The sequence below is a fragment of the Tepidiforma thermophila genome, from assembly GCF_002563855.1.
GTDB classification, from domain to species: domain Bacteria; phylum Chloroflexota; class Dehalococcoidia; order Tepidiformales; family Tepidiformaceae; genus Tepidiforma; species Tepidiforma thermophila.
Window position 1 is genome coordinate 1,350,706 of the sequence record NZ_PDJQ01000001.1, and the last position, 23,092, is coordinate 1,373,797.

General features: G+C 70.0%; 26 protein-coding genes. 12 read left to right on the forward strand and 14 right to left on the reverse strand.

The features are described from left to right. Window positions 1–80 precede the first annotated feature (80 nt). The 6 genes from A9A59_RS06535 to A9A59_RS06560 are packed head-to-tail and all read right to left on the reverse strand — an operon-like array spanning window position 81 to window position 5,483. A complete protein-coding gene (locus A9A59_RS06535; RefSeq protein WP_098503516.1) occupies window positions 81–1,508 on the reverse strand; it encodes a DUF512 domain-containing protein in 1,428 nt (475 codons plus the stop codon). Between the two features lie 41 nt (window positions 1,509–1,549). Next, window positions 1,550–2,479, reverse strand: coding sequence for a 4-hydroxy-3-methylbut-2-enyl diphosphate reductase (gene ispH, locus A9A59_RS06540; protein WP_098503517.1), 930 nt, complete (start codon window positions 2,477–2,479; stop codon window positions 1,550–1,552). Beyond that, window positions 2,454–3,173, reverse strand: coding sequence for a lysophospholipid acyltransferase family protein (locus A9A59_RS06545; protein WP_098503518.1), 720 nt, complete (start codon window positions 3,171–3,173; stop codon window positions 2,454–2,456). Before A9A59_RS06545 ends, ispH begins: the two co-directional genes overlap by 26 nt. Then, entirely contained in the window at window positions 3,164–3,838 is a 675-nt protein-coding gene (cmk, locus tag A9A59_RS06550; protein WP_098503519.1) for a (d)CMP kinase, read from the reverse strand. Before cmk ends, A9A59_RS06545 begins: the two co-directional genes overlap by 10 nt. Continuing rightward, complete coding sequence (locus A9A59_RS06555) at window positions 3,835–4,644, reverse strand: pseudouridine synthase (RefSeq protein WP_098503520.1); 810 nt, start codon at window positions 4,642–4,644, stop codon at window positions 3,835–3,837. Before A9A59_RS06555 ends, cmk begins: the two co-directional genes overlap by 4 nt. A gap of 53 nt (window positions 4,645–4,697) precedes the next feature. Further along, window positions 4,698–5,483 carry an SDR family NAD(P)-dependent oxidoreductase gene (locus A9A59_RS06560; protein WP_098503521.1) on the reverse strand — a complete coding sequence of 262 codons (786 nt, stop codon included), beginning with the start codon at window positions 5,481–5,483 and terminating at the stop codon, window positions 4,698–4,700. A gap of 203 nt (window positions 5,484–5,686) precedes the next feature. On the opposite strand from A9A59_RS06560, the gene A9A59_RS06565 reads away from it, so the two are divergent. The 4 genes from A9A59_RS06565 to A9A59_RS06580 are packed head-to-tail and all read left to right on the forward strand — an operon-like array spanning window position 5,687 to window position 10,299. Beyond that, window positions 5,687–7,819, forward strand: coding sequence for a lamin tail domain-containing protein (locus A9A59_RS06565; protein WP_098503522.1), 2,133 nt, complete (start codon window positions 5,687–5,689; stop codon window positions 7,817–7,819). A gap of 50 nt (window positions 7,820–7,869) precedes the next feature. Then, window positions 7,870–9,090 (forward strand): CaiB/BaiF CoA transferase family protein, encoded by a 1,221-nt coding sequence (locus A9A59_RS06570; protein ID WP_098503523.1) that lies wholly within the window; start codon window positions 7,870–7,872, stop codon window positions 9,088–9,090. Between the two features lie 45 nt (window positions 9,091–9,135). Continuing rightward, on the forward strand, window positions 9,136–9,687 hold the full coding sequence (locus A9A59_RS06575; RefSeq protein ID WP_278286816.1) for a YqgE/AlgH family protein: 552 nt from the start codon (window positions 9,136–9,138) through the stop codon (window positions 9,685–9,687). A gap of 42 nt (window positions 9,688–9,729) precedes the next feature. After that, window positions 9,730–10,299 (forward strand): peroxidase-related enzyme, encoded by a 570-nt coding sequence (locus A9A59_RS06580; protein ID WP_098503524.1) that lies wholly within the window; start codon window positions 9,730–9,732, stop codon window positions 10,297–10,299. A gap of 80 nt (window positions 10,300–10,379) precedes the next feature. On the opposite strand, the gene A9A59_RS06585 is transcribed toward A9A59_RS06580, so the two are convergent. Beyond that, a complete protein-coding gene (locus A9A59_RS06585) occupies window positions 10,380–10,913 on the reverse strand; it encodes a fasciclin domain-containing protein (protein WP_278286817.1) in 534 nt (177 codons plus the stop codon). 185 nt (window positions 10,914–11,098) lie between these two features. Between A9A59_RS06585 and A9A59_RS06590 the strand changes: the two genes are divergently transcribed. Together A9A59_RS06590 and A9A59_RS06595 are read left to right on the forward strand one after the other, a co-directional pair. Then, window positions 11,099–11,944: a zinc metalloprotease HtpX gene (locus tag A9A59_RS06590; protein WP_098503526.1), complete on the forward strand. Its 846-nt coding sequence runs from the start codon at window positions 11,099–11,101 to the stop codon at window positions 11,942–11,944. 91 nt (window positions 11,945–12,035) lie between these two features. Beyond that, window positions 12,036–12,755 carry a dienelactone hydrolase family protein gene (locus tag A9A59_RS06595; RefSeq protein ID WP_098503527.1) on the forward strand — a complete coding sequence of 240 codons (720 nt, stop codon included), beginning with the start codon at window positions 12,036–12,038 and terminating at the stop codon, window positions 12,753–12,755. A 5-nt stretch (window positions 12,756–12,760) separates the two neighbouring features. Here the strand turns inward: A9A59_RS06595 and A9A59_RS06600 are convergent, their stop codons facing one another. Beyond that, window positions 12,761–13,714, reverse strand: a complete 954-nt coding sequence (locus tag A9A59_RS06600) for an ROK family protein (RefSeq protein ID WP_098503528.1) — start codon at window positions 13,712–13,714, stop codon at window positions 12,761–12,763. Between the two features lie 53 nt (window positions 13,715–13,767). Here A9A59_RS06600 and A9A59_RS06605 point away from each other — a divergent pair, with 53 nt between their 5' ends. Together A9A59_RS06605 and A9A59_RS06610 are read left to right on the forward strand one after the other, a co-directional pair. After that, complete coding sequence (locus A9A59_RS06605; protein ID WP_098503529.1) at window positions 13,768–14,208, forward strand: TIGR03668 family PPOX class F420-dependent oxidoreductase; 441 nt, start codon at window positions 13,768–13,770, stop codon at window positions 14,206–14,208. A gap of 70 nt (window positions 14,209–14,278) precedes the next feature. Then, window positions 14,279–14,752, forward strand: coding sequence for a glutathione peroxidase (locus A9A59_RS06610; RefSeq protein WP_098503530.1), 474 nt, complete (start codon window positions 14,279–14,281; stop codon window positions 14,750–14,752). A gap of 12 nt (window positions 14,753–14,764) precedes the next feature. On the opposite strand, the gene A9A59_RS06615 is transcribed toward A9A59_RS06610, so the two are convergent. Continuing rightward, window positions 14,765–16,105: a GH1 family beta-glucosidase gene (locus A9A59_RS06615; protein WP_098503531.1), complete on the reverse strand. Its 1,341-nt coding sequence runs from the start codon at window positions 16,103–16,105 to the stop codon at window positions 14,765–14,767. Between the two features lie 116 nt (window positions 16,106–16,221). Between A9A59_RS06615 and A9A59_RS06620 the strand changes: the two genes are divergently transcribed. From A9A59_RS06620 to A9A59_RS06635, 4 genes are all read left to right on the forward strand, one after another. Beyond that, window positions 16,222–16,707 (forward strand): MaoC family dehydratase N-terminal domain-containing protein, encoded by a 486-nt coding sequence (locus A9A59_RS06620; protein ID WP_098503532.1) that lies wholly within the window; start codon window positions 16,222–16,224, stop codon window positions 16,705–16,707. A 17-nt stretch (window positions 16,708–16,724) separates the two neighbouring features. Next, complete coding sequence (locus A9A59_RS06625; RefSeq protein ID WP_098503533.1) at window positions 16,725–17,144, forward strand: MaoC/PaaZ C-terminal domain-containing protein; 420 nt, start codon at window positions 16,725–16,727, stop codon at window positions 17,142–17,144. Between the two features lie 37 nt (window positions 17,145–17,181). Further along, complete coding sequence (locus A9A59_RS06630; protein WP_098503534.1) at window positions 17,182–18,159, forward strand: SDR family NAD(P)-dependent oxidoreductase; 978 nt, start codon at window positions 17,182–17,184, stop codon at window positions 18,157–18,159. Window positions 18,160–18,259: 100 nt separating this feature from the next. Next, a complete protein-coding gene (locus A9A59_RS06635) occupies window positions 18,260–19,228 on the forward strand; it encodes a GGDEF domain-containing protein (protein ID WP_165772555.1) in 969 nt (322 codons plus the stop codon). On the opposite strand, the gene A9A59_RS06640 is transcribed toward A9A59_RS06635, so the two are convergent. The 5 genes from A9A59_RS06640 to A9A59_RS06660 form a co-directional block, all read right to left on the reverse strand. Beyond that, window positions 19,225–20,112 carry an NAD(P)-dependent oxidoreductase gene (locus A9A59_RS06640; RefSeq protein ID WP_098503536.1) on the reverse strand — a complete coding sequence of 296 codons (888 nt, stop codon included), beginning with the start codon at window positions 20,110–20,112 and terminating at the stop codon, window positions 19,225–19,227. The genes A9A59_RS06635 and A9A59_RS06640 overlap by 4 nt on opposite strands. A 66-nt stretch (window positions 20,113–20,178) precedes the next feature. Further along, on the reverse strand, window positions 20,179–21,135 hold the full coding sequence (locus A9A59_RS06645; protein ID WP_098503537.1) for a hypothetical protein: 957 nt from the start codon (window positions 21,133–21,135) through the stop codon (window positions 20,179–20,181). A 12-nt stretch (window positions 21,136–21,147) separates the two neighbouring features. Beyond that, complete coding sequence (locus A9A59_RS06650) at window positions 21,148–21,732, reverse strand: 50S ribosomal protein L25 (protein ID WP_098503538.1); 585 nt, start codon at window positions 21,730–21,732, stop codon at window positions 21,148–21,150. A 148-nt stretch (window positions 21,733–21,880) separates the two neighbouring features. Next, a complete protein-coding gene (locus A9A59_RS06655) occupies window positions 21,881–22,171 on the reverse strand; it encodes a 4Fe-4S dicluster domain-containing protein (RefSeq protein WP_098503539.1) in 291 nt (96 codons plus the stop codon). 130 nt (window positions 22,172–22,301) lie between these two features. Next, a complete protein-coding gene (locus A9A59_RS06660) occupies window positions 22,302–22,988 on the reverse strand; it encodes a CehA/McbA family metallohydrolase (RefSeq protein ID WP_098503540.1) in 687 nt (228 codons plus the stop codon). Window positions 22,989–23,092: the final 104 nt, after the last annotated feature.

The following is a 23,092-nucleotide window of genomic DNA, read 5'->3' on the forward strand; positions in this document are numbered from 1 at the left end:
GGGATTCGGCCCGCTCTCCGCGGCAGCACGGGCCGCGGGCCTCGTGGCCGAAGATACCATCCCCGGCTTTCCCGGGCGATTTACCGGGCCCCGGCAGCCTCAGCAGGCGCAGGCTCCGCCCAGAACCGCCCGTTGTTCCGTGCGTTCCGGCCCGGCCGACGCGGCCCTTCCGCCAGGATCCGCACCACCTCCGACCACGCGCTCGCGAACCCCAGCGGCGCCCCCAGCCCCGCCTCCGCCTCCTCCACCGTCATCGAATCAAGGAACTTCTCCCCAAAGTAGTCCAGGCTCGGCCGCGGCAAAATGTAGCAGTCCGGCGCCCGCTCGCTGCGGACCTGCTCCACATAATCCTGGCCGCACACCAGCCCGCTCACGTTCACCCGCTCCCCGAACACCCGGTTCGTCACCCCTCGCACCTCCACCGCTGCCCCCGTCAGCTCGGAGAACTCCCGCGCGATCGCCGCCAGCGTCGGCGCCATCAGCCGCGCCGTTCCCACCACCGCCCGGCGGCCTGCCACCCCCGGGGGCACGCCCCGCACCTGCAATCGCCGGCGCGTCCGCGCCCAGTCATCCAGCATCCGCCGCACCATGCCGATCCCGTTCTCGTACTGCGGAAACCCGTCGTAGGCCCGCGCCGGCGGCACCGGCAGCCCGGCGGTCATGTAGTACTCGTCGCTGCACTGCACAATCGTCGCGCCGAACCTCCGCCGAAACTCCCGCTGGAATGGGCGGATCAGCTCGATCACCTGCCGGGCATAGCCCGGCGTGGGCCGCTCGAGCGGGATGCCGTCGCGCTCCAGCGCCCACTCCTCCAGCCGCGGGCTCGCCCCCACAGGCACCACGCTGATCGTCAGCACCGTCGGGTACAGCGCCCCAAGCTCCGCAATCGACCGTGCGAGGTGCTCCCCGTCGTTCACCCCCGGGCAGAGAACAATCTGCGTGTGCGCCTGGATGCCCAGCTCCCCGAGCCGCCGCAGCTGCCCGAGGATGTCCGGGGCATCGGGGTTCGCCAGCATCCGCCGCCGCAGCTCCAGGTCGGTCGCGTGCACCGACACATTGAGCGGGCTCAGCCGCTGCTCCTCCAGGCGCGCCCAGTCGTCCTCGGTCAGGTTGGTCAGCGTCACAAAATTGCCGTGCAGGAACGACAGCCGGTAGTCGTCGTCCTTCACGTACAGCGTCTTCCGCATCCCTTTCGGCAGCCCCTTGAGGAAGCAGAAGAAGCAGTTGTTGTTGCAGAGGATCACCTCGTCCCAGGTCGCCCGCTCGAACTCCCACCCGATGTCCTCATCAATCTCCTTCTCGAACACAATCAGGTCGTCGAGGCCGTTCGCCTTCCGAACGAGCACCTCCACCTCCGCCTCGGCAGCGTAGAACTGCACATCCACCACGTCGCGCGGCACCCGCCCGTTAACTCGCACCACCGCGTCGCCCGGCTCGAGCCCGGCGAGGTCCGCCAGGGAACCCGGCCGAACGCCGCTGATGATCCCCGGCGCTGGTGTGTTCCTCACAACACGATTATGCACGGTGCCCTGGCGAGGCCGCCTGCTCCCTACGCTCCGACCAGCTCGCGAATGCGCGCCTCAACCGCGTCGACCGAGAAATCGGGCGTCGAAGCCCCTGCCGTTAGCCCGATTCGCTCCACGCCCGCGAACCAGTCGGCCTGCAGCTCCTCCGGCCCCTCAATGTGGTAGGCGCGCGTCCCCTGCTCCTCCGCCACCTCCCGCAGGTGCCGCGTGTTCGCGCTCTTCTTGCCGCCCACCACGATCATCACATCCACCTCCTTCGCCAGCGCCGCGGCCGCCTCCTGCTGCCCCGTCGTTGCATGGCAGAGCGTATTCACCACGTGCAGCTCGAAGTTGAAATCCCGCCGCAGCAGCATCAGGTTCGCGACAAACCGGGCGAAGTCCTCCATCTTGTGCGTCGTCTGCGCCATCACCCCGATCTTGTTCGGGAACCCCCCGGGAAACTCCTCCACCAGCCGGCGCAGGCTCTCGTAATCCGACTGTGGCACGACGGTCGCTCCCGGCTCACCGTCCTGTCCGAACGTCCACCCCAGGATCCCGCGGACCTCCTTGTGCCCCGGGTCGCCGTAAATCAGCACGTGCCACCCTTCGCGGGCGAACTTCTGCCCGTAGCGCTGCGCTCGCGTCACAATCGGGCACGTCGTGTCGATAATCTCCAGCCCGCTCGCCTCCAGCTCCCGCACCACCCGCTCGCCCACGCCGTGCGCCGTAATCGCAACCCTGCCGGCCTTCACCCGCTCGGCCGTCGCCTTGCCGATATCCCCCTCGACCTCGTCCGGGCCCGGGAGCTGCACGACGCCGCTCCGCTCCAGCGCCCGCACCACGTGCGGGTTGTGCACGATCTCCCCCACGCTGAACACCGGGCGTTCCGGCGACGCTTCGCTCTCCATAATCTGCACGGCGCGCCGCACCCCCATGCAGAACCCCATGTCACTCGCGCGGATGATCTGGACCATCGGTCTCCCCGGGTGCTGAACCCTCACCGCCAGTATAGGGACCGCGGTACCCGGGCGGTAAGAGCGACCGGATCGCCTCCGCGATCCGCTCCGTGAGGGCGCTCACCTGCTCCTCCGTCGGCCGCTTCACCGCCTCCACCCGGATCGGCTCACCAATCGTCACGGTGAACCGCGGCCGCCGCAGCAGCACCAGCGGATTCCGCAACTTCTCGGTTCCCGTCACCGCACACGGCAGGACCGGCGCCCCCGTCCGCAGCGCAATGAGCGCCGTCCCCGGGTGCAGCGTGCCGAAGTATCCCGTCTTCGACCGCGTCCCCTCCGGGAACATCCCCAGCACGCCGCCCTGCCGAAGGATGCGCTCCGCAGTGAGCATCGCCCCGAGGTCTGCTTCGAACCGCCGCACCGGGAAGGCGCCCCACAGCCGCGGGATCACCCCGAACGGATACCGAAACAACTCCACCTTCGCCATCCACCGGATCCGCCGCTTCGCGACGCCGGCCCCCACGATCGGCGGGTCCGCATTGTTCAGGTGGTTCGACACTACAATCAGCCCGCCCTCCATCGGCACGTGCTCCCGGCCGCGCACCTCCCAGCGCACCACCAGCCAGAGCGCGCCCCGCAGCAGGTACGTGCACGCCCAGTAGAACGGCGGGACAAACGTCTCCCAGCGCAGTTTCGGCAGCTTCAGTCGCATCCCAGCAGCTCCAGCGCAAACCGGATGACCTCCTCCAGCGTGAGGTCCGTGGTGTCAATCACAACGGCATCCGCGGCGGGACGCAGCGGGCTCGCCGCCCGCGAACTGTCCAGCCGGTCCCGCTGCTCGATGTCGCGCCGGGCCTCCGCCGCTTCCTGCGCCATCCCCCACTCGTGCGCCTGCCGGCTCCGGCGCGCCGCCCGCGCCTCCGGCGACGCCTCGAGAAACAGCTTCACCGGCGCATCCGGGAGAACCACCGTGCCAATATCCCGCCCCGCAAGAATCGACGGCCCCTGCGCCGCAATCGCCCGTTGCGCCGCCACCATCGCCGCCCGCACCGACGGCAGCGCGCTGTAGGCACTCACGTGGTGCTCCACCTCGGGCTCGCGCAGCCGGCCGGTCACATCCCGCCCGCCGACGAAAATCCGCGTCTCGGCCCCTGCCTCCGCCCGGATGTCGAGCGACCGCGCAAATTCGCCCGCGGCTGCATCTTCCGGCGGCACGCCCGCCTCGAGCGCCGCCAGCGTCACCGCCCGGTACATCAGTCCCGTATCGAGGAACAGGTAGCCGAACCGTCGCGCCAGCGCCATCCCGAGCGAACTCTTGCCCGAGGCGGCCGGCCCATCGATGGCGATCGGCCACGGGATACATGCGTCCTGCTTCATCGCCGCGATGGTAGACGACCGCTCCGTTCCGGCCCATCGGCCGCCCGCTCGCCGGCCGCCTGCGCCGCCCGCCCTGCCCGGTAGAGCGCCGCCACCTCGTCTGCCGTCAGCTCCCGGAACGCCCCGCTCCCGAGGTCGCCCAGCCGCAGCGGCCCCACCCGCAGCCGCCGCAGGACCACTACCTTCCGTCCCAGCGCAGCGAGCATCCGCCGGATCTCCCGGTTCTTCCCCTGCCGCAGCGTCACCAGCAGCCACGCGCCGGCCCCGGCATCGGGCTCCGCGTCGCCGGGCGGTTCCGCCGGCCTAACCGACGCCGCGCGCAGCCGCTCGCCGTCGACCGTGATGCCCCGCACCATCCGCTCGATGTCCTTCGCCGGCACCGGCGCATCTACCCCAACGAGGTATTCCTTCTCGACCCCGTAGCGCGGGTGCGTGAGCAGGTCCGTCAGGTGCCCGTCGTTCGTCACAATCACCAGCCCTTCGCTCTCCCGGTCGAGCCGCCCCACCGGGTGGAGCTGCACGTCCCCGATCGGCACCAGGTCCAGCACCGTCTCCCGGCCCTGCTCATCCCGCGCCGTCGTCACGATGCCCCGCGGCTTGTTCAGCATGAAGTACCGGTACCGGTCCCGCCGCACCGGCTCCCCGTCAACCAGCACCTCATCGACGTCGAGGTCCGCCCGCGCGCCGAGCGTCGTCACCACCTGCCCGTTCACCTGCACCCGCCCGGCGAGGATCAGCTCCTCGGCCTTGCGCCGCGACGCCACGCCCGCGTTCGAAAGGATCTTCTGGAGCCGTTCCTGCACCATGGCTCCACTCCACACTGCTTTCGGGCGCGGCGCAAGCGGGCGCCGACCCTGCGTCACCGCGCGATGAGCGGCGCCGCGCCAAGGTGCGCCCCGGCATCCACAATCAGCAGCTCACCGGTCACCAGGTCGGCCCCCTCAATGAACCAGACCGCCGCCTGCGCCATATCCTCCGGCGTCCCCGCCCGCCGCAGCGGTGTCGTGCGCTCCTGCTGCGCCAGCGCCGCTTCGTACGCCGCATCGCCGAGCCCGCCCCGCAGCCACCGCCCCTGGATGAACCCCGGGCAGATCGCGTTCACCCGGATCTCCGGACCCAGCGCCCGCGCCAGCGAGAGCGTCATGGTGTTCAGCGCCCCTTTCGAGGCCGCATACGCAATCGAACTCCCAATCCCCATCACCCCCGCAATCGACGAAATGTTCACGATGGCGCCCCGTCCCTGTGCCTTCATCTGCGGCGCCACCGCCCGGGTCATCTGATACGCACCAACCACGTTCACCGCGTAGATCCGCAGGAAATCCTCCGCTGTCAGCCCCTCCAGGTCGGTGTGGTTTACGAACTTGGTCGTCCCGGCGTTGTTGATCAGCCCGTCGATCCGCCCCCAGCGGTCGATCGCTGCCTGCGCCATCCGACGGCAGTCCACGTCGTTCGCGACATCCGCCTGCACCAGCAGCGTCTCGACCCCGAGCGCCTCACAGGCCGCCTGCGTCTCCCGCGCCTCCGCCTCCGACTTCGTGTAGTTGATGACCACGTTGCAGCCCTTGCTCGCCAGCAGCTTCGCACACGCCGCCCCGACCCCTGTGGCCGACCCCGTGACGATCACCACGCCCCCGCGGATATCCATGCCAGCTCCTCCTGCGTTTCCGGTCCCGGCACGCCAGTGCGCCCGGCCGCCGAAGTCTACCGGCGCCAGCTGCCTCCGGGGAAGCCGCCCGGCACCCCGGTCCCCGCCGCGGGCCCGCACGCCGCTCGCCGGCACCGGCTTGTCGCCGTTCCCGCTGTTCTCCTACAGTTCCCCCACCTCTTCTCGTGGCGGGAGGAACCCGGATGCCGCGGAGCGGACGAACCATCCTTCTCCTGCTGGCGTGCCTCGCATTCGTCACCGCCTCGCTGCTGCCTGCCGGCCCCGGCGCCCGGCGCGCCGCAGCCGGGGGCAACCTGCTCGAAAACCCCGCCTTCCAGCCGCCCGTCGATGACGCCTGGAGCCTGAACGGGCTCGAACCGGACGGCGACGCCTTCCGCCTCACCCTCGACCGGGCCACCGTCTCCCAGGTCGCGCCTGCCGAGCCCGGCAACCGCTACGACGCCGCTGTCCGCCTCTCCGGCCAAACCGGCGTCACGGCCCGCCTCCGCCTCGAGTTCTGGAAAACCGAAGGCCCAATCGCCGCGGCGACCGTTTCCTCCCCCGAGTACCAGCTCAGCGCGAATCTCCGCCTCGATGTCATGACGCCGTCCGCGCCCCCCGGCACCCTTTTCGCAATCTTCGTCATCGAGCTGCGCGGCCAGGTCGGCGCACCCGTCGGTCTCGTCGAAGCCAGCCTTGTCGAATCAGCCGGCAGCCCGACACCGACGCCGACGGCAACCCCGACGCCCACCGCTACCCCAACCCCGACCCCCGCGGGTGATGCCGGTACCGGCGCCGGGGACGGCGCGTCCGGCGGCACCCCGCGCGCTCCAACCCCGACCCGGACGCCAACGCCGACGAAAACCCCGACCCCCACCAAAACCCCGACGCCGCCCCGCCTGAGCACGCCCCGGCCGACGCCCACCCTGCCCCCAACCGCCACCCCCACCCTGCCGCCCGGCTCCGCCTCCGGGGGCCTCCTCCGCAACGGCGACTTCGAGGTGGTCCAGTCCGGCAGGCCGGCCTACTGGTCCAAAGTCGGCGGCGAGCTCCGCGCCTCCTCCGATGCCTACGAAGGCCGCTACGCCGGCTGCCTCGATTCCGATACCTCCTCGACCAAGTGGCTCTACCAGTCCGTACCCGTCGAGGGCGGCGCCTGGTACGAAGCTGCCGCCTGGGCCTCGGCCACCGGCGGCGATGCCTTCATCCGGGTCACCTGGTACACCTCCGCCGACGGCTCCGGCACCGGCGGCGACCAGTCCGATAGCGAGCCCGCCTCGGGCAGCTGGGTACGTCTCGCGACCGGCCCGCTCCAGGCGCCCGCCGACGCCCGCTCCGCCCGCGTCCGGCTCATGCTCCGCCCCGGCAGCGCTGCCGCAACCGCCTGCTTCGACGACGCGTGGTTCGGCGAGGTCGACGAACCCCCGCCCACGCCAACGCCCGCGCCGCGCGCAACCGCCGCTCCGACGAAGGCGGCTTCTGGCGCGGCCTCGACCCCGAAACCCTCCCCGACCCCACGGCCCTCGAGCCGGGGCCAGTCCCCCGCGCCGCCGCCCGCCCAGGCCCAGGCTGCCGGTCCGTCGCTCGGCTCGGTGCGCATTACCGAGTTCATGAGCGACTCGCCCGAATCCGGCCGCGACGCGCCCTACGAATGGGTCGAGCTGTTCAACCCCGGCCCCGGCGACGTCGACCTCGCCGGCTGGGTCATCGCCGACGCGGCCTCGTCCGATACCCTCCCCTCCCTCGTCATCCCTGCCGGCGGCTACGCCGTCGTTGCCGGTTCCGCCGCAACGTTCGACCCGGCGGTTCCCGTCGTGCGTGTCCCCGACGGCGAAATCGGCAACGGCCCCGGCAATGCCGGCGATGTCCTCCGCCTCCGGGACCCCTCCGGCCGCATCGTCGACGAACTCTCTTTCGGAAGCCGTACCGACGTCTTCGACCCCGCGCCGCCCGCGCCGGAAGCCGGAGAGACGCTCGGCCTCCGCGATCCCCTTGCCGAACCCGACCCAGGGCTCTGGGCGGTTACCTCCCGCCCGACTCCCGGCGAGCCGAACGCCTTTCCGGCCCGGCGGACCGGGGCGGTCGCCGGCGCGTCCTCGGCCGGCACCGCCGCCGGCACGACGTCCCCTCCAGGCGCGCGCCCGGCGTCCAGCATCCAGGTCGACGAAAGCGGCGACGGCGGCTCCGTCGTTCCCTGGATGGTCCTCGGCGGCCTCGCAGGTGTCTCCGTTGGGATGATCGGCGCCGCCCTCGCCCGCCCCATCCGCCGCTTCCTCGAGCGCCGGCGGAAATCGCCGCCCCCGCCGGGGTCCGGCGACCCGCCCGCGGCCACCTGAACCCTCCGCTCCCTGCTACACTCCCCGCCATCTCCACCCGGAGGCCCCAGATGGCAGCGCTCGACGGCATCAAAGTCCTCGACCTCACCCAGTACGAAGCCGGGACCACCTGCACCCAGTACCTCGCCTGGCTCGGCGCCGAGGTCGTCAAAGTGGAGCGCCCTGGCGTCGGCGACCCCGGCCGCAATGTCGCCGGGAAGGGCCGCGACTCCTACTACTTCCTCTCCTTCAACAACAACAAGAAGAGCGTCGCCATCGCCCTCGATACCCCCGAAGGCCGCGACCTCTTCCTTCGCCTCGTGCCGAAGTTCGATGTCGTCGTCGAAAACTTCACGCTCGGCACCATGGAGAAGCTCGGCCTCGGCTACGACGTCCTCAGCGCACGCAACCCCGGCATCATCTACGCCACCATCAAAGGCTTCGGGACCTCCGGCCCGTACGCCGGCTACAAGTGTTTCGACATGATCGCCCAGGCCGCCGGCGGTGCCTTCAGCGTGACCGGCGACCCCGACGGCCCGCCTATGCGCCCCGGCGCCACCTTCGGCGATACCGGCTCCGGCGTCCACGCTGCCCTCGGTATCCTCGCTGCCTACGTCCAGCGCCAGCGCACCGGCCGCGGCCAGGTCGTCGAAATCGCCATGCAGGAGGTCATCGCCAACTTCATGCGCGAGCCCATGTCCCAGCGCGAGTGGCGCTCCAGCCCCATCCAGCGCCGCGGCAACCGCACCGTCGTCCCCACCGACCTCTACCCCTGCGCCCCCGGCGGCCCGAACGACTACATCTACATAATGGTCGTCACCACCCGCATGTGGGACGCCCTGGTCGCCGCCATCGACATGCCCGAGCTCGGCATGGACCCCCGCTTCGCCACCGTCCGCGACCGCCACGCCAACGGCGACGCCCTCTGGGAGATCATCGCCGGCTGGACGCGCCAGCGCACCAAGTTCGAAGCCATGCAGCACCTCGCCGCCGCCGGCGTCCCCTGCAGCGCCGTCTACGACACCGAAGACCTCCTCGCCGACCCCCACCTCCGCGCCCGCAACATGATCCGGACCATCCAGCACCCCACCGTCGGCGAGTTCCAGCTCCTCGCACCGCCGATCCACCTGAGCGATTCCGAGGTCGAGCTCCAGCGCGCTCCGCTCCTCGGTGAGCACACCCGCGAAACCCTCGCCGCGGAACTCGGTCTCAGTGAGGCCGAAATCGAAGCCCTCGCAGCCCGCGGCGTCATCCAGCTCGGCGCCCCGGCAGCCAGCCCCCTGGCGCCCTGAAACAGCCCGCTGGCGGCATGCCGCCGCCTCGGCGAAGATCACCCCGTGGCCGAATCCGTCGCCGGAAAGCTCCTCGTCGCCTCCCTCTCCCTTGTCGACCCTAACTTCTTCCGCACCGTCGTCCTTGTCTGCATGCACGACGATGATGGCGCCATGGGCCTCGTCCTCAACCGCCCCGTGATGGAGGCCCCCGTCGCCGACCACCTCCCCCAGTTCGCCGGTCTCGCCGCCGACCCGCCCGTCGTCTTCCAGGGCGGCCCGGTCGAACCCACCGCCGCCATCGCACTCGGCCGCTTCCGCCCCGGGGCAGCCCCGGCCAATCGCGTCGTCGGCGACGCCGCCCTGCTCGACCTCTCCCGCCCCCTCGACGACTACCAGGCCGACCTCGCATCGGTCCGCGTCTTCGCCGGCTACTCCGGCTGGAGCCCCGGCCAGCTCGACCGCGAAATCGCCGAAGAAGCCTGGTTCGTTGTCCCCGCCCTCGAAGGCGATGCCTTCGACCCCGACCCCGCCACCCTCTGGCGCCGCGTCCTTCAGCGCCAGCCCGGGAGGCTCAAGCTCTTCGCCTGGGCCCCCGCCGACCCCCGCGTCAACTGACCTGCCGTTGACGTCCGCGTCGCGCCGTCGCACGCTCCCTCCATGAGCAGCGAACGCATCTCCTGGTTCCCCGTCCTCGAGCGCGACCAGCTTTCCGATGAAGCCCGCGCCCTATTCGACCAGATGGAAGAGCGCATGGGCTTCGTCCCCAACGTCTTCCGCGCCCTCGCCTGGCGCGGCGACCGGATGCTCAAGTGGTACGCCCACTACCAGTCCGTCATGGAGCCCACCCCCGGCCTCGGCAGGGCCGAGCGCGAAATGATCGCTGTCGTCGTCTCGATGCAGAACCAGTGCCTCTACTGCCTCACCACCCACGGCTTCGCCCTCCGCGCCATCCTCAAGGACCCCGTCCAGGGCGACCGCATCACCCTCGACTACCGCAAGGCCGGCCTCTCCGAAAAGCACATGGCCATGCTCGACTTTGCCGTGAAACTTACCCTCGACCCCGTCACCGTCACCGAAGACGACATCGACGAACTCCGCGCCCTCGGTTTCTCCGACGAAGATTGCTGGGACATCGTCGAAGTTACAGCCATGTTCAACTTCACCAATCGGCTGATGAGCGGCGCCGGCGTCCTGCCCAATCCGGAGTTCCACGGCATGGCCCGCTGACGCCGGCGCCCCCCACAGGGCAAACCAAACGCGGGGGCTCCGGACGGAGCCCCCGCTGTGTGCTTCCGGGAAACCGGGCCTTACTCCGGGATGAGCACCCGGTCGATCACATGGATGACGCCGTTCGTGGCCATAACGTCCGCGGTCGTCACCGTTGCGTCGTTGATCATCACCGTGCCGCCCTCGACCTTGATCTGGAGCTTCGAGCCCTCGACCGTCGTCGCCTCAGTCAGCTTCGCCACGTCCGCCGAGGTGACCTTCCCCGCCACCACGTGGTAGGTCAGCACCTTCGTCAGCTCATCCTTGTTCGCCAGCAGCTGGTCAAGCGTCCCGGCCGGCAGCGCAGCGAACGCCTCATCTGTGGGCGCAAACACCGTGAACGGCCCTTCGCCCTTGAGCGTCTCCACAAGGCCGGCCGCTTCGAGGGCGCGCGCCAGCGTCGTGAAGTTCCCGGTGGCGACTGCCGTCTCGACGATGTCCCCGGCCGCTGCCGGCGCGGTCGGCAACGGCGTCGGCTCCGCATCGTCATCGTCGCCGCCGCACGCGGCAATACCGGCCGCAGCGACTGCCGCACCCGCCAGCAGCATCAGCGACCGCCATCGAAAGACCTTCATGAGAACCCCCTGTACAGGTAACTTCCGGCCCCGGTCTCCGGGCCGGTACACTCAGTACGGAACACAGGTGCAAATTCGATCCCCAGAGCAGCCAGCCTGCTCCGGGTTCCCTTACCCGGCCTTTCCCGTCAGGCGCAGCGGCCGGCGCCTATAATTTGATCGAGGAGGTTAGCCATTTCTCGAAAATGAACTTCCTGAAAACCACCATCCTGCTCGCTGCCCTCACCGGTCTCCTCGTGGCCGTAGGCGGATTCATCGGCGGCACAGGCGGAGCCATCTTCTTCCTGCTCCTTGCCGGCGTCATGAACTTCTTCGCCTACTGGTTCAGCGACCGCGTCGCACTCGCCATGGCCGGCGCCCGCGAAATTACCGAAGCCGAACACCCGCGCCTCTTCCAGATCGTCCGCGAGGTCGCCCGCGCCGCGGGCATGCCCATGCCCCGCGTCTACATCGTCGAAAACGCCTCGCCGAACGCCTTCGCAACAGGCCGCGACCCCCAGCACGCTGTCGTCGCTGTCACCACCGGCATCCTCCGCCTCCTGAACGAGCGCGAGCTGCGCGCCGTCATCGGCCATGAGATGGGTCACGTCAAGAACCGCGACATCCTCACAAGCTCTATCGTCGCCACCATCGCCGGCGCCATCTCCATGATCGCCCAGGTCCTCATGTGGTCCTCCATCTTCGGCGGCCGCGACCGCGACCAAAACCCGCTCGTCGCTCTGCTCGTCATCCTGGTTGCACCCATCGCCGCAACCCTGCTGCAGCTCGGCATCAGCCGCTCCCGTGAATACGCCGCCGATGAGACCGGCGCCCGCGTCACCCGCGACCCCCTCGCGCTCGCCAGCGCACTCGAAAAGCTGAAGATGGGCATCGCTGCCGTGCCGATGGAGCCTACCCCTGCCCAGGAGGCCGTCTCCGCGCTCTACATCGCCAACCCGTTCCGCGGCGAAGGGCTCGCCAACCTCTTCAGCACCCACCCGCCGCTGGATGAGCGGATCCGCCGCCTCCGCGCCATGGCGGGCCGCATCTAGCCCCTCCTCCGCGAATCAGCTGTGCAGCCCGCCCGGCATCCCTCGCCGGGCGGTTCGCGTTTTCCCGGGCCGCTCCGGCACCATGCAGACCATGGAATCGCACCACCGCATCCCGCTCGCCGGCGCCGGGGCCATGCCCGCCTTCCTCGCCGCGCCCGATGACCCGTCCCCGGCGCCGCGCCCGGGCATCCTCGTCATCCACGAGGTCTTCGGCCTCAACGACGACATCCGCGCCCAGGCCCGCCGCGCCGCCTCCCTCGGCTGGGTGGCCCTCGCCCCCGACCTGCTCGCCGCCCTCGGCCCCCGGCCGCTCTGCATCATGCGCGCCTTCCGCGACCTCTCCCGCGGCGCCGGCCCTGCCTTCGAAGCCCTCGAAGCTGCCCGCGCCTGGCTCGCCGCCCGCCCCGGGGTCGACCCGGCCCGCCTCGGCGTCATCGGCTTCTGCATGGGCGGCGGCTTCGCCCTCCTCCTTGCTGCCCGCGCGCCGTACCGCGCCGCAGCCGTCTTCTACGGTTCCGTCCCGAAGGACCCTTCCGCCCTCGACGACGCCTGCCCCATCGTCGCCGGCTACGGCGGCCGCGACCGCCTCTTCGCGCCGCAGGGCCGCCGGCTGCAGGAGCACCTCGAACACCTCGGCATCCCCCACGACGTTGTCATCTACCCCGACGCTGGCCACTCGTACATGAACCGCCACAGCGGTCTCATCGCGAAACTCGGTGCCTGGGGCCCCATGAAGGTCGCGTACAATCCCGTCGCCGCTGAGGACAGCTGGCGCCGCATCGCCGACTTCTTCCGGGAACACCTCGGCTAGCCGGCTTAATCCCCCTCCAGCCGCTCGAACGCGACGGCCGCCGCGCCCAGCAAGCCCGTGTTCTCCCCCAGCTCGCCGATGCGCACCAGCGCCCCCGATGCCGGCCCGTACGCCATCGACCCCATCGCCTCCCGCATCGGCCCCAGCAGCATCTCGCCCATCGCCAGCAGTCCGCCCGAGAGCGTCACCGCGTCCGGGTTCAGCACGTTCACGAGGCTCCCCAGCCCCAGCCCGAGGATGTGCCCGCCGTTCCGGATCTCCGCCTCGCAGGTGCGGTCCCCCCGTTTCGCAGCTTCGAACAGGTGCACCGCGGTCGGCTCCGCGTACCCCACCAGCTCCTTCAGCACCGCCGACTTCCCCTGTTCCAGCAGCTTCCGCGCCCGCGCCGCGAACGCCACGCCGCTCACCAGCGCCTCGAGGCAGCCGCGCGACCCGCACGTGCACCGCGGCCCCGCCGGGTCGATGATGATGTGCCCGATCTCCCCCGCCAGCCCCTGCGCGCCGCGGTACAGCCGCCCATCGATGACGATGCCGCCCCCGATGCCTGTCCCGAGCGTCGCGTGGAGCAGGTGCCGCGTCCCTCGTCCCGCCCCAAACCGGTACTCCCCGAGCGCCGCCGCCGACGCGTCGTTCTCGATGTACGCCGGGATACCCAGCCGCTGCGCTACCGGCGTCGTCAGCACCACGTTCCGGAACCCCGCGATGTTCGGGGCGAAGATGACCTTCCCCTCGTTCGCGTTGATCAGCCCCGCCGTCGCGATGCAGGCCGCCGCCGGCGCTGCACCTGACGCCTCCACGGTCCGCGCCAGCAGGTCCACCACCAGCTGAACGGCTTCCCCAGGGCTTGCCTGCGGCGGTGTCGGGTGGTCCTCCCGGAACAGCACCTCGCCCCGCTCATCCACAATCGCCGCCCGCAGGTGCGTGCCTCCGAAATCCGCCGCAAGCACTAGGCGCGTCATGCCCGCACTCTACCCCATCGCCCTCATTGACCGCATTTCGCTACCCTTCCGCCATGCCCGGCGCCCGCCTCGGCCCGCGCGAGCGCGCCCTCCTCGCATCCGAACCGGTCGCCCGGCTCGCCACCATCAGCAGTGACGGCCGCCCGCACCTCGTCCCGGTCTGCTTCGCGCTGCTCGATGAGCCGGCCGGGCACGTTCTCGCCATGTCCGTCGACGAAAAGCCGAAGCGCCCCGGCAGGCTCGCCCGCATCGCTAACCTCCGGCGCGACCCCCGCGCGGCCCTCCTCGTCGACCGCTACGATGCCGACTGGTCGCGCCTCGCGTGGGTCCGCCTCGATGTCGACGCCGTCGTCCTCGAACGGGGTGACTGCTGGCCCGAAGCGCTCGCGGCCCTCCGCGCGCGCTATCCGCAGTACCGCACGATGGACCTCGAGGCCCTGCCCCTCGTCCGGTTTGTCCCCGTTCGCATCGTCTCCTGGTTCGCCTCCGGCTGAGCCCCGCAGGCGCCGTTCCCGAGCGCCCTGTTACGATCGCCGGGGCACGTTCGCCCGCGGAGGTTGTTCGATGGTCCTGGAGTTCACCATGCAGCGCATCGACGGCACGGAAGAGCCGCTCGAACGGTATCGCGGCAATGTCCTCATGCTCGTCAATGTCGCCAGCAAGTGCGGCCTCACCCCCCAGTACGCCGCCCTCCAGGCCATCTACGAACGCTACCGCGACCGCGGCTTCGAAATCCTCGGCTTCCCAGCCAACGACTTTATGGGCCAGGAGCCCGGCACCAACGAGGAGATCGCCGCCTTCTGCGACCTCAACTACGGCGTCACCTTCCCCCTCTTCGCGAAGATCTCCGTCAAGGGCGAAGGCATGCACCCGCTCTACCGGGCTCTCACCTCGCTCCCCGCGCCGCTGGGCGGCGACGTCCTCTGGAACTTCCAGAAGTACCTCGTCGACCGCGACGGCAACGTCGTCGCGAAGTTCGACCCGCGCACCCCGCCCGACGCGCCCGAGGTCATCGAAGCGATTGAGCAGCTCCTCTGAGCGGGGCTGGTCTCAGACTTCCACGCCGTTCCTGAGGATGATCTGCGCGTACAGCTCCGCCGACTTCTTGGGGATCCGCGCCAGCGTCCGGTAGTCCGTGTACACGATGCCGAACCGCTTGCTGTAGCCGAACGCCCACTCGAAGTTGTCCATCAGCGACCACTGGTAGTAGGCCCGCACGTCGCAGCCGTCGGCAATCGCCCCGTGCAGCCCCGCCAGGAAGCCGCGCAGCAGCTCCTGTCGCGTGGTGTCGTCGATCACGCCGCTGGCGTCCGGCTCCGTGTTGTCGCAGACCCCGTTCTCGGTGATGGAGATCCGCGGCCGGTCGTACTCCCGCGAAACCCACCGCACGAACGCCCCGAGCGCATGGGGCGCCGCCTCATACCCCATCGGCAGGAGCGGCAGCCGCGGCGGCGCGTACGTGAACCCCACGCTGTTGTTCGCCGGCTGGATGAGCCCGCGCGAGTACAGGTTCACCCCGAGGAAGTCCGTCGGCGTCGCGATGACCTCCATGTCGCCCGGCTCAATCGGCAGCGGAACGCCCCGCTCGGCGAAATGCTTCACCACCGTCGCCGGGTACCCGCGCCCGAAGACCGGCCCGTGGAACAGCCGCGTGTCGAAGTCGCGCGCCCGCTCCACCGCTGCCGCAGTCTCGGGCGAGTCGTCCGCCGGTTCGTAGTACGTGTTGGCGTTCGTAATGCCGATCTCCCCGCGATACCCGCCCTCGCGGAAGACCCGCACCGCCTTCCCGTGCGCCAGCAGCGCGTGGTGAATCGCCCGCGCATACGCCCCGAGGTCCCGGATGCCCGGCGCCATCACACCCGTGCGGTGCCCCATCTCCGTGAACACAATCGGCTCGTTCAGCGTAATCCAGCGCGTCACCCGGTCGCCGAACCGGTCGAAGGCCGTCTTCGCGTACGCCGCGAACGCATCCGTCGTCTCCCGGTTCATCCACCCGCCGAGGTCCTGCAGCGCCTGCGGCAGGTCCCAGTGGTAGAGCGTGATCGCCGGCTCGATGTTCTTTTCGAGCAGGGCATCAATCAGCCGGTCGTAGAACGCCAGCCCCTGCTCATTCACCGCGCCCCGCCCGAACGGGTAAATCCGGGACCATGCCAGCGAGAACCGGTACGTCTGGATACCGAGGCTCGCCATCAGCTCGATGTCCTCGCGGTACCGGTGGTAGTGGTCGCACGCCACATCCCCCGTGTCGCCGTTCTGCACGCGCCCCGGCTGCCGGACGAACGTGTCCCAGATCGTCACACCCCGGCCGTCCTCCCGGACGGCGCCTTCGATCTGGTACGCCGCCGTCGCGACGCCCCACTGGAAACCCTCAGGAAACGAGAGAAACGCCATTCGCCGGATTCTAGCCGCGCCCTCCGCCGCAGGGAATACCGTCCGCCTCCCGTTTACGCGCCGCTCCCGCTCGCGTATCGTTCCCCGCGCACAAACTATCCCGCGGAGTTGGCCCCGTGACACAGGAAAAGACGCCGCTCATCACCGATGAGATGCGCGCCCACGTCGGCAAGGAGTCCGAGCCCTTCACCCTCGAGGTCGATAAAACCTCCATCCGCATGTTCGCCCGCGCCGTCGGCCACACCGACCCCATCTTCTACGACGAAGCCGCCGCCAAAGCCGCCGGCTACCGCAGCCTCGTCGTGCCGCCGGGCTACCTCGGCACCCCCGTCTACAATCCGCGCGCCGGCGGCCGCCGCGGCTTCGACATCGGCCCCCAGCCGTCCCGCCCGCTCACCCGCGTCCTCAACGGCGGCACCGACATCGAGTACTTCGACGACATCTGCGCCGGCGACGTCCTGACCGCACGCTCCCACGTCGCTTCCTACGAAGAGCGAGAGGGCAGCATCGGCCAGATGCTCATCACGACCACCAAAACGGTCTACACCAACCAGGATGGCAAAGTCGTCGCCATCATGACCGGCACCAGCATCCGCTACTAACCCGGAGGGGCATCGCAATGGCAGCGAAATGGGACGAAATCACGGAAGGCATGGCCATCCCCGAACTCAAGAAGAACTGCTCCACTCAGCAGCTCGTCCTCTGGGCAGCAGCCTCCGGGGACTTCTACCAGATTCACTACGATAAAGACTTCGCCAAGAGCACCGGCCTCAGCGACATCATCGTCCACGGCGCACTCAAGCATGCCTTCCTCGGCCAGCTCCTCCACGACTGGCTCGGAGGCAACGGCAAGATCAAGCGCTTCGGCTGCAGCTACCGCGGCATGGACTACCCGAACCAGGACATCCTCTGCAGGGGCATCGTCACCCGCAAATACGAAGAGAACGGCCAAAAGCTCGTCGACCTCGAGATCTGGACCGAAAACCCCGAGGGCAAGAAGACCACCCCCGGCTCAGCCACGGTCATCATCAACAGCTGACGGCGCCGCTGATTCCGCCGCAGAAGGAGCACAACCCATGGGCAACCTCCTCGAGGGCAAAGTCATCGCCATGACCGGCGCCGGCCGCGGCATCGGCCGCGAGTGCGCCCTCCTCGCCGCCTCCGAAGGCGCCCGCGTCGTCGTCAACGACCCCGGCGTCAATCCCGACGGCACCGGCCACGACGATGGGCCCGCCGCACAGGTCGTCGAGGAAATCAAAAAAATGGGCGGCGAAGCCGTCGCCAACTTCGCCGACGTCTCAACCATGGAGGGCGGGGAAAGCGTCATCCGCACCGCCCTGGATACCTGGGGCCGCCTCGACGGCCTCATCAACCTCGCCGCCATCCTCCGCGACCGTATGATCTTCAACCTCACCGAAGAAGAGTGGGACGACGTCATCCGCGTCGACCTCAAGGGCCACTTCACCACCATCAAGCCCGCCTCCGTCCTCATGCGGCAGCAGCGCTACGGCCGCATCGTCAACTTCAGCTCGGTCTCCGGCCTGCAGGGCAACTCCGGCCAGGCGAACTACGGCGCCGCCAAGGCCGGCGTCGCCGGTCTCACCCGCGTCGCCGCCCGCGACCTCGGCCGCTACGGCGTCACCGTGAACTGCATCGCGCCCGGGGCCGCCACGCGGCTCACCGCCACCGTGCCCCAGAGCGCCCGCGAACTCCGCGCCCAGCGCGGCATCGCCGCCGCCGGAGGCCCGCCGCAGGCCGCCGCCAACCGCGCCGCCGAAGAAGCCGCCGCCATGCGCACACCCGACATGGTCGCCCCGATGACCATCTACCTCCTCCTCGACGAGGCGTGGAACATCAACGGCCGCATCTTCCAGGTCGCCGGCGGGCATATCGGCCTCCTCGCCGACCTCTATCCCCCCTTCCGCAACATCTACAAGCACGGCAAATGGACCCTCGATGAGCTCCGCATGCTCGTGCCTACCCAGCTTATGGCCGGCATCGCCAACCCCGCTCCGCCCGCCGACGACATCAAAATCCCCGGCCGCGACTTCTAGCGGCAACCCCTTCCCGGGCCATCGAACGGCCCGCCGGCACCTCCCGGCGGGCCTCTTCTTCTGTCGAGCACCTGCCGATACTCAGAGCAGGAACCCCAGCATGACCAGCCGAGCCGCTCCGCCACCGGGCACGCCCCGCACGCTCCGCGTCCTCATCGTCGATGAGGACATCGCCCACATCCGCACCCTGCGGAAGCTCCTCGAGGCGTCGCCCCGCCTGGTGCCCCACGCTGCGCGCGACGTTGAGGAGGCCGGCCGCCTGCTCGACGGCGGCGCCTTCGACGTCGCGCTCGTCTCCGCCCGCCTCTGGCACGACCCGGCCGCACCCCTGGTCCGAGCCCTCCGCGAACGCCGGCCCGACGTCGCCGTCGTCCTCCTCCTCGACCAGGACCCCGCCCTCGAAGCCGTGCCCTCGCTCAAGCTCGGCGCCCACGACTTCCTCACACTCAGCAGCCTCGATGAGGCCCAGCTCACCCTTCGCCTCGCCGTCGCCGTCGAAGAGAACCGCACCCTCCGCCGCCGCGACACCATGGTCCGCTGGCTCGAACGCGAAGCCCGCACCGACCACCTCACCGGCCTCTTCAACCGCCACGCCTTCGACGAGCGCCTCCGCGAGGAGTGCCGCGCACGCCGCGGCACCCGCGAGCCGGTCACCCTCATCCTCGCCGACCTTGTCGGCACCCGCGTCGTCAACCAGTCCCACGGCCACGACGCCGGCGACGACATGCTGCGCAGGGCCGCCGCCGCCATCCACCACTGCATCCGCGGCGGAGACTTCGCCGCCCGCATCGGCGGCGACGACTTCGGCATCATCCTCCCCGGCGCCGACCTCACCGTCGGCCGCCTCATCGCCCGCCGCATCGCCCAGGAGGTCGAGCGCCGCAACCTCGACGAATGGGCCGACCTCGTCCCCATCTCCCTCGCCTTCGGCGTCGCGACCGGCGTCGACTGCGATGCCGCCGACCTCTTCGCCGCCGCCGACCGGCAGCTCGCCGACCGGCCCCGCGGCGCAGCCGTGGTCTCGCTCCTCCGCCGCAACGGCGACAGCGACGGCCCCTCGGTCGCCTAGCCGGTCTCGCCGGCCAGCAGCGCCAGCGCCTCCACGATCGCCTGCGTACCGTCCCGCCCGCGTCCCCTCGCCTGCAGCATCTCGAACAGCTGCCGCACCAGCGCCGAACCCGGCAGCGGCGTGTGCGTCTCGTGCGCGGCGTCCAGCACCAGCCCCAGGTCCTTCTGCATCAGGTCCACCATAAACCCCGGCGCAAAGTCGCCCGCTACCGCCCGCGGACCCAGGTGCTGCAGCATCCACGAACCCGCCGCCCCCGCCGACACCACCTCGAGCATCTTCGCCGGGTCCACCCCTGAACGCCGGCACAGGCTGATCGCCTCCGCCATTGCCAGCAGGTTCAGGCCGCCCGCGACCTGGTTGCAGAGCTTGACCACCTGCCCGGCCCCCGGCGGCCCCACGTGCACAATCGTCTTGCCAATGGCCCGCAGCACCGGCAGCGCCCGCTCGAACGTCTCCGCATCCCCGCCAACCATGATCGCGAGCGTCCCCGCCTTTGCGCCCACATCGCCGCCCGAAACCGGCGCATCGAGCGCCGCAACGCCCCGCTCCGCCAGCTGTGCATGCACCTTCCGCGCCGTGGCCGGGGCGATGGTCGAGCAGTCGACGACGATGCTGCCCGGCGCCGCCCCGTCGATGACACCGCCCGGCCCGAGCACCACCGCCTCCACATCGGCCGACGCCGTCACACAGGTGAACGTCAGCTCCGAGGCGGCGGCCACCTCCGCCGGCGACCCCGCGACGCGCGCCCCAGCAGCGGCCAGCGGCTCGGCCTTCGCCGCCGTCCGGTTCCAGACCGTCAGCTCGTAGCCGGCGGCCAGCAGGTTCGCCGCCATCGGGCCGCCCATAATCCCCAGTCCGATGAACCCCACGCGCCGGATGGTCATCCAGCCCTCCTCTGCCGGTGTGCTCCGCAGATCATGCCCCGGCCGGGCGAACGGCGCCTGCCTGCCTCAGCGCAGCGGAGCATCCCACGGCAGCACCGACCGCCCCGGCTGGAGGATCGGCTTCACCACACCGTCGGCAATCACCGCCAGGATGTCGAACCCCGCGTAAAGTGTCGGGTCCATGCCCCGCAGCGCCCACGAGAGCTTCTCATCCTCGGCGTACGTTGCCGGCCCCAGCACGACCAGCGCGCGCGCATCCGCACCCGTCGCCGGGGCCTCGTTCGCCGCCTTCACCAGCCGGCGCAGATTCCGCCGCAGCGACGCACTCCACGCGTCGTTCTCCGGCGCAGGGGTCCCCAGGATGCACGCCCCGCCGCCCCCGAGGTCGTTCGCCGTCCAGCAGTCCCGCGCCGGCACCACCACCGTGTCATCCACCTCCGGCTGCTGCGACGCCAGCACGATCCGGTCAAACAGCTCCTGCCGCTCTTCCTGCGAAGCCGGCAGCCGGAACAGCTCGTTCGAATTCAGCTGGAACGTCCCCGGCACGCGGTTCGTGAACTGCGCCCAGTGCCCGGCCAGCCCGCCCAGCGCCGTCACCACCGAGCCCGTTGTCGCCACCCGCCGCAGGTAGAGGTTCACCGGCCTGCAGAACTCCAGCCGGCCGTCATCCAGGCGCCTGGCCCCGTCGAGGCTCAGCACGAACTGCGAGAGCCCCGGCTCCTCGGTCGGGAAGCTGGCCCCCCGCGGCACCCAGACCGCCAGAGGCCGACCTTCCGCATCCAGCCGCCGCTCGAGCGCCGCCCGCGCCGCCTCCCACGCCACCGTCGCATCGGGCCCGAACGTGTTCACCACGGTCGTCCGCAGCGACCACCTCCGCCCGACGACGACCGTCGCCGTCAGTGTGGTCCCGTCCGAACTGGCGTCCTCAACCGACGTGCTGCGCGCGTAGTGCGGACCGAACCAGCCGAGGAACAGCCGCAGCCCTGCCTCCGCCTGGTCTGCCGGGTAGCTTCGTTCGGCCACAGCGCCCTGGGATTAGCCGCCGCGCTGGCCGCGAATGCGCGGCTTCGCCACCGTCGCCACCACCACCGAGGGGTCCGTCAGGATCTCGACGCCCGGCGGCGGCGTAATGTCGCCCACCGTCAGCACCGAGTCGAACCCCTTGAGCGGCGCGATGTCGACAGGGATCGTGTCCGGTATGTCGAGCGGGCGGCACCGCACCGACACGATTTCGATGCCCGGGAGGAGCGTCCCCGCAAGGTCGCGCACTGCCGGCGCCTCGCCGACAAGCCGCAGCGGCACGTTCGCCGTGATCGGCCGTTCCGGGTCAACCTGGAAGAAGTCGACATGGATCGGCTCGCCGGTCCCGTGCGCCCGCGCAATCCCGCGCAGGATCACGTACCGCGGCTCCGTCTCGCCCGCCACCTTCAGCTCGATCATCGCCCGCAGCCCGGCCGACTTGATCGTCCGCGCAAACTGGCGCGCATCAATCTCGATCGCCCGCGACGGAATCGCCTTCCCGTACACATTCGCCGGCAGCCGGCCCTCGGCCCGGAGCTGCTTTACCTTCTTTCCGAGGACGGTGCGGGGCGCCGCCTCGATCGTGACGCGTTCAGCCATGGCAATAACCCTCTCCGCCACGCTCCATACGTGGCGCAACAGCTCCAATCTAGCCGAGGGCTCGGCAGGGTCAAGCCTCCGCAGCCAAAAAGTCGAGCCAGCCGTTGACGGCTGGCTCCCTGCTTCGCGGTTGCCGCGGGGCTCCAGGTCAGGCCGGGGGCTTGAGCTCGTTCACCTTCGCGCGCGCCGCCGCCTTGTCGCTGTACCAGAGCACGTTGATCTCCTTGTACACCGCGCGGTCCGCCGGCACGTCATCCTCCGCAAAGATCGCCGTCACGGGGCAGGCAGGCTCGCATGCACCGCAGTCGATGCACTCGTCAGGGTTGATGTACAGCATCCGGTCCTCGCCTTCGTCGAAGTGGATGCAGTCGACCGGGCAGACCTCGACGCATGCCTGGTCCTGGACGTCAATGCAGGGTTCCGTGATTACGTAGGCCATTCGGGGCTCCTCTCCCGTCAGGGGTGCTGCGTTCCTGCCGCGTGGGCGTCTCGCATACTACTATTCGGCCCCGCCGTCTGTGAAGAAGAGCGGTCAACCCGGCATCCCGGCCATGACGACCTGCGCGGGATTACTCCCGCATCCGCTCCCGGCGCGCATCGCGCACCGCGATCGGCTTCCCCGTCCGCAGGTCCACCGCATAGAACCGCCCGGCGCGCAGCTCCTCGATCAGCTCCCGCTCGTCCCGGATCTCCCGCTCAAAATACGTCGCGCACTTGCCAATGTCCGAGATCGCGTGGGAATCGGTCCCGCCCGTCCCCGGCAGGTGCATCATCTCGCACAGCCGCTGCGAGAACTCGTTCTCCTTGTCCGAACCCCGCCCGTTCATCTCCTCCAGCCCCTGCACGTACTGGTACGCCGGGTTCCGCGCGGCCTTCTCCAGCGCTGCACGGTACTCATCGTCGTTCCGCGAAAACCACGGCATCTGCCGCCGATACGGGTGCGCCGCAATCAGCGCCCCGTTCACCTTCTCCACGTACGCCGCCAGCTCCCGCGACCGGTGCATCCCGAACACGTACTTATCAATGCCGAACGCCAGGATGTGCCCGTCGTCGGTCGAAATCTCCACCCCGGCGAGCACCAGGAAGTTGTGCTTCGCCCGCAGCTCCTCGATCGCCTTGTAGTCCCATACCGTGTCGTGCTCGGTGAAGACAATCGCGTCCAGCCCTGCCGCCTTCGCCCGGACAATCAGGTCGTCCGGGTTCAAAACGCTGTCGTGCGACCGCGGCCACGTGTGGCTGTGGATGTCGATGAGCATGGGGCTGCCCGGTACTATAGGGCCGCCTCACCGCCCCGGGCAACGCAAACGGCTGCACCTGCAGCCCGCACGCCAACCTGCCATGCCCCGCTCGCCGGAAACGA

Bases quoted from the DNA above. Each gene is read 5' to 3' on its own strand.
- A9A59_RS06655 (WP_098503539.1), bottom strand. From the start codon at position 22,171: ATGGCCTACGTAATCACGGAACCCTGCATTGACGTCCAGGACCAGGCA.
- A9A59_RS06555 (WP_098503520.1), bottom strand. From the start codon at position 4,644: ATGGTGCAGGAACGGCTCCAGAAGATCCTTTCGAACGCGGGCGTGGCG.
- A9A59_RS06545 (WP_098503518.1), bottom strand. From the start codon at position 3,173: ATGCGACTGAAGCTGCCGAAACTGCGCTGGGAGACGTTTGTCCCGCCG.
- A9A59_RS06615 (WP_098503531.1), bottom strand. From the start codon at position 16,105: ATGGCGTTTCTCTCGTTTCCTGAGGGTTTCCAGTGGGGCGTCGCGACG.
- A9A59_RS06610 (WP_098503530.1), top strand. From the start codon at position 14,279: ATGGTCCTGGAGTTCACCATGCAGCGCATCGACGGCACGGAAGAGCCG.
- A9A59_RS06585 (WP_278286817.1), bottom strand. From the start codon at position 10,913: ATGAAGGTCTTTCGATGGCGGTCGCTGATGCTGCTGGCGGGTGCGGCA.
- A9A59_RS06640 (WP_098503536.1), bottom strand. From the start codon at position 20,112: ATGACCATCCGGCGCGTGGGGTTCATCGGACTGGGGATTATGGGCGGC.
- A9A59_RS06600 (WP_098503528.1), bottom strand. From the start codon at position 13,714: ATGACGCGCCTAGTGCTTGCGGCGGATTTCGGAGGCACGCACCTGCGG.
- A9A59_RS06595 (WP_098503527.1), top strand. From the start codon at position 12,036: ATGGAATCGCACCACCGCATCCCGCTCGCCGGCGCCGGGGCCATGCCC.
- A9A59_RS06560 (WP_098503521.1), bottom strand. From the start codon at position 5,483: ATGGATATCCGCGGGGGCGTGGTGATCGTCACGGGGTCGGCCACAGGG.
- A9A59_RS06570 (WP_098503523.1), top strand. From the start codon at position 7,870: ATGGCAGCGCTCGACGGCATCAAAGTCCTCGACCTCACCCAGTACGAA.
- ispH (WP_098503517.1), bottom strand. From the start codon at position 2,479: ATGGTCCAGATCATCCGCGCGAGTGACATGGGGTTCTGCATGGGGGTG.
- A9A59_RS06635 (WP_165772555.1), top strand. From the start codon at position 18,260: ATGACCAGCCGAGCCGCTCCGCCACCGGGCACGCCCCGCACGCTCCGC.
- A9A59_RS06605 (WP_098503529.1), top strand. From the start codon at position 13,768: ATGCCCGGCGCCCGCCTCGGCCCGCGCGAGCGCGCCCTCCTCGCATCC.
- A9A59_RS06590 (WP_098503526.1), top strand. From the start codon at position 11,099: ATGAACTTCCTGAAAACCACCATCCTGCTCGCTGCCCTCACCGGTCTC.
- cmk (WP_098503519.1), bottom strand. From the start codon at position 3,838: ATGAAGCAGGACGCATGTATCCCGTGGCCGATCGCCATCGATGGGCCG.
- A9A59_RS06660 (WP_098503540.1), bottom strand. From the start codon at position 22,988: ATGCTCATCGACATCCACAGCCACACGTGGCCGCGGTCGCACGACAGC.
- A9A59_RS06625 (WP_098503533.1), top strand. From the start codon at position 16,725: ATGGCAGCGAAATGGGACGAAATCACGGAAGGCATGGCCATCCCCGAA.
- A9A59_RS06650 (WP_098503538.1), bottom strand. From the start codon at position 21,732: ATGGCTGAACGCGTCACGATCGAGGCGGCGCCCCGCACCGTCCTCGGA.
- A9A59_RS06630 (WP_098503534.1), top strand. From the start codon at position 17,182: ATGGGCAACCTCCTCGAGGGCAAAGTCATCGCCATGACCGGCGCCGGC.
- A9A59_RS06565 (WP_098503522.1), top strand. From the start codon at position 5,687: ATGCCGCGGAGCGGACGAACCATCCTTCTCCTGCTGGCGTGCCTCGCA.
- A9A59_RS06580 (WP_098503524.1), top strand. From the start codon at position 9,730: ATGAGCAGCGAACGCATCTCCTGGTTCCCCGTCCTCGAGCGCGACCAG.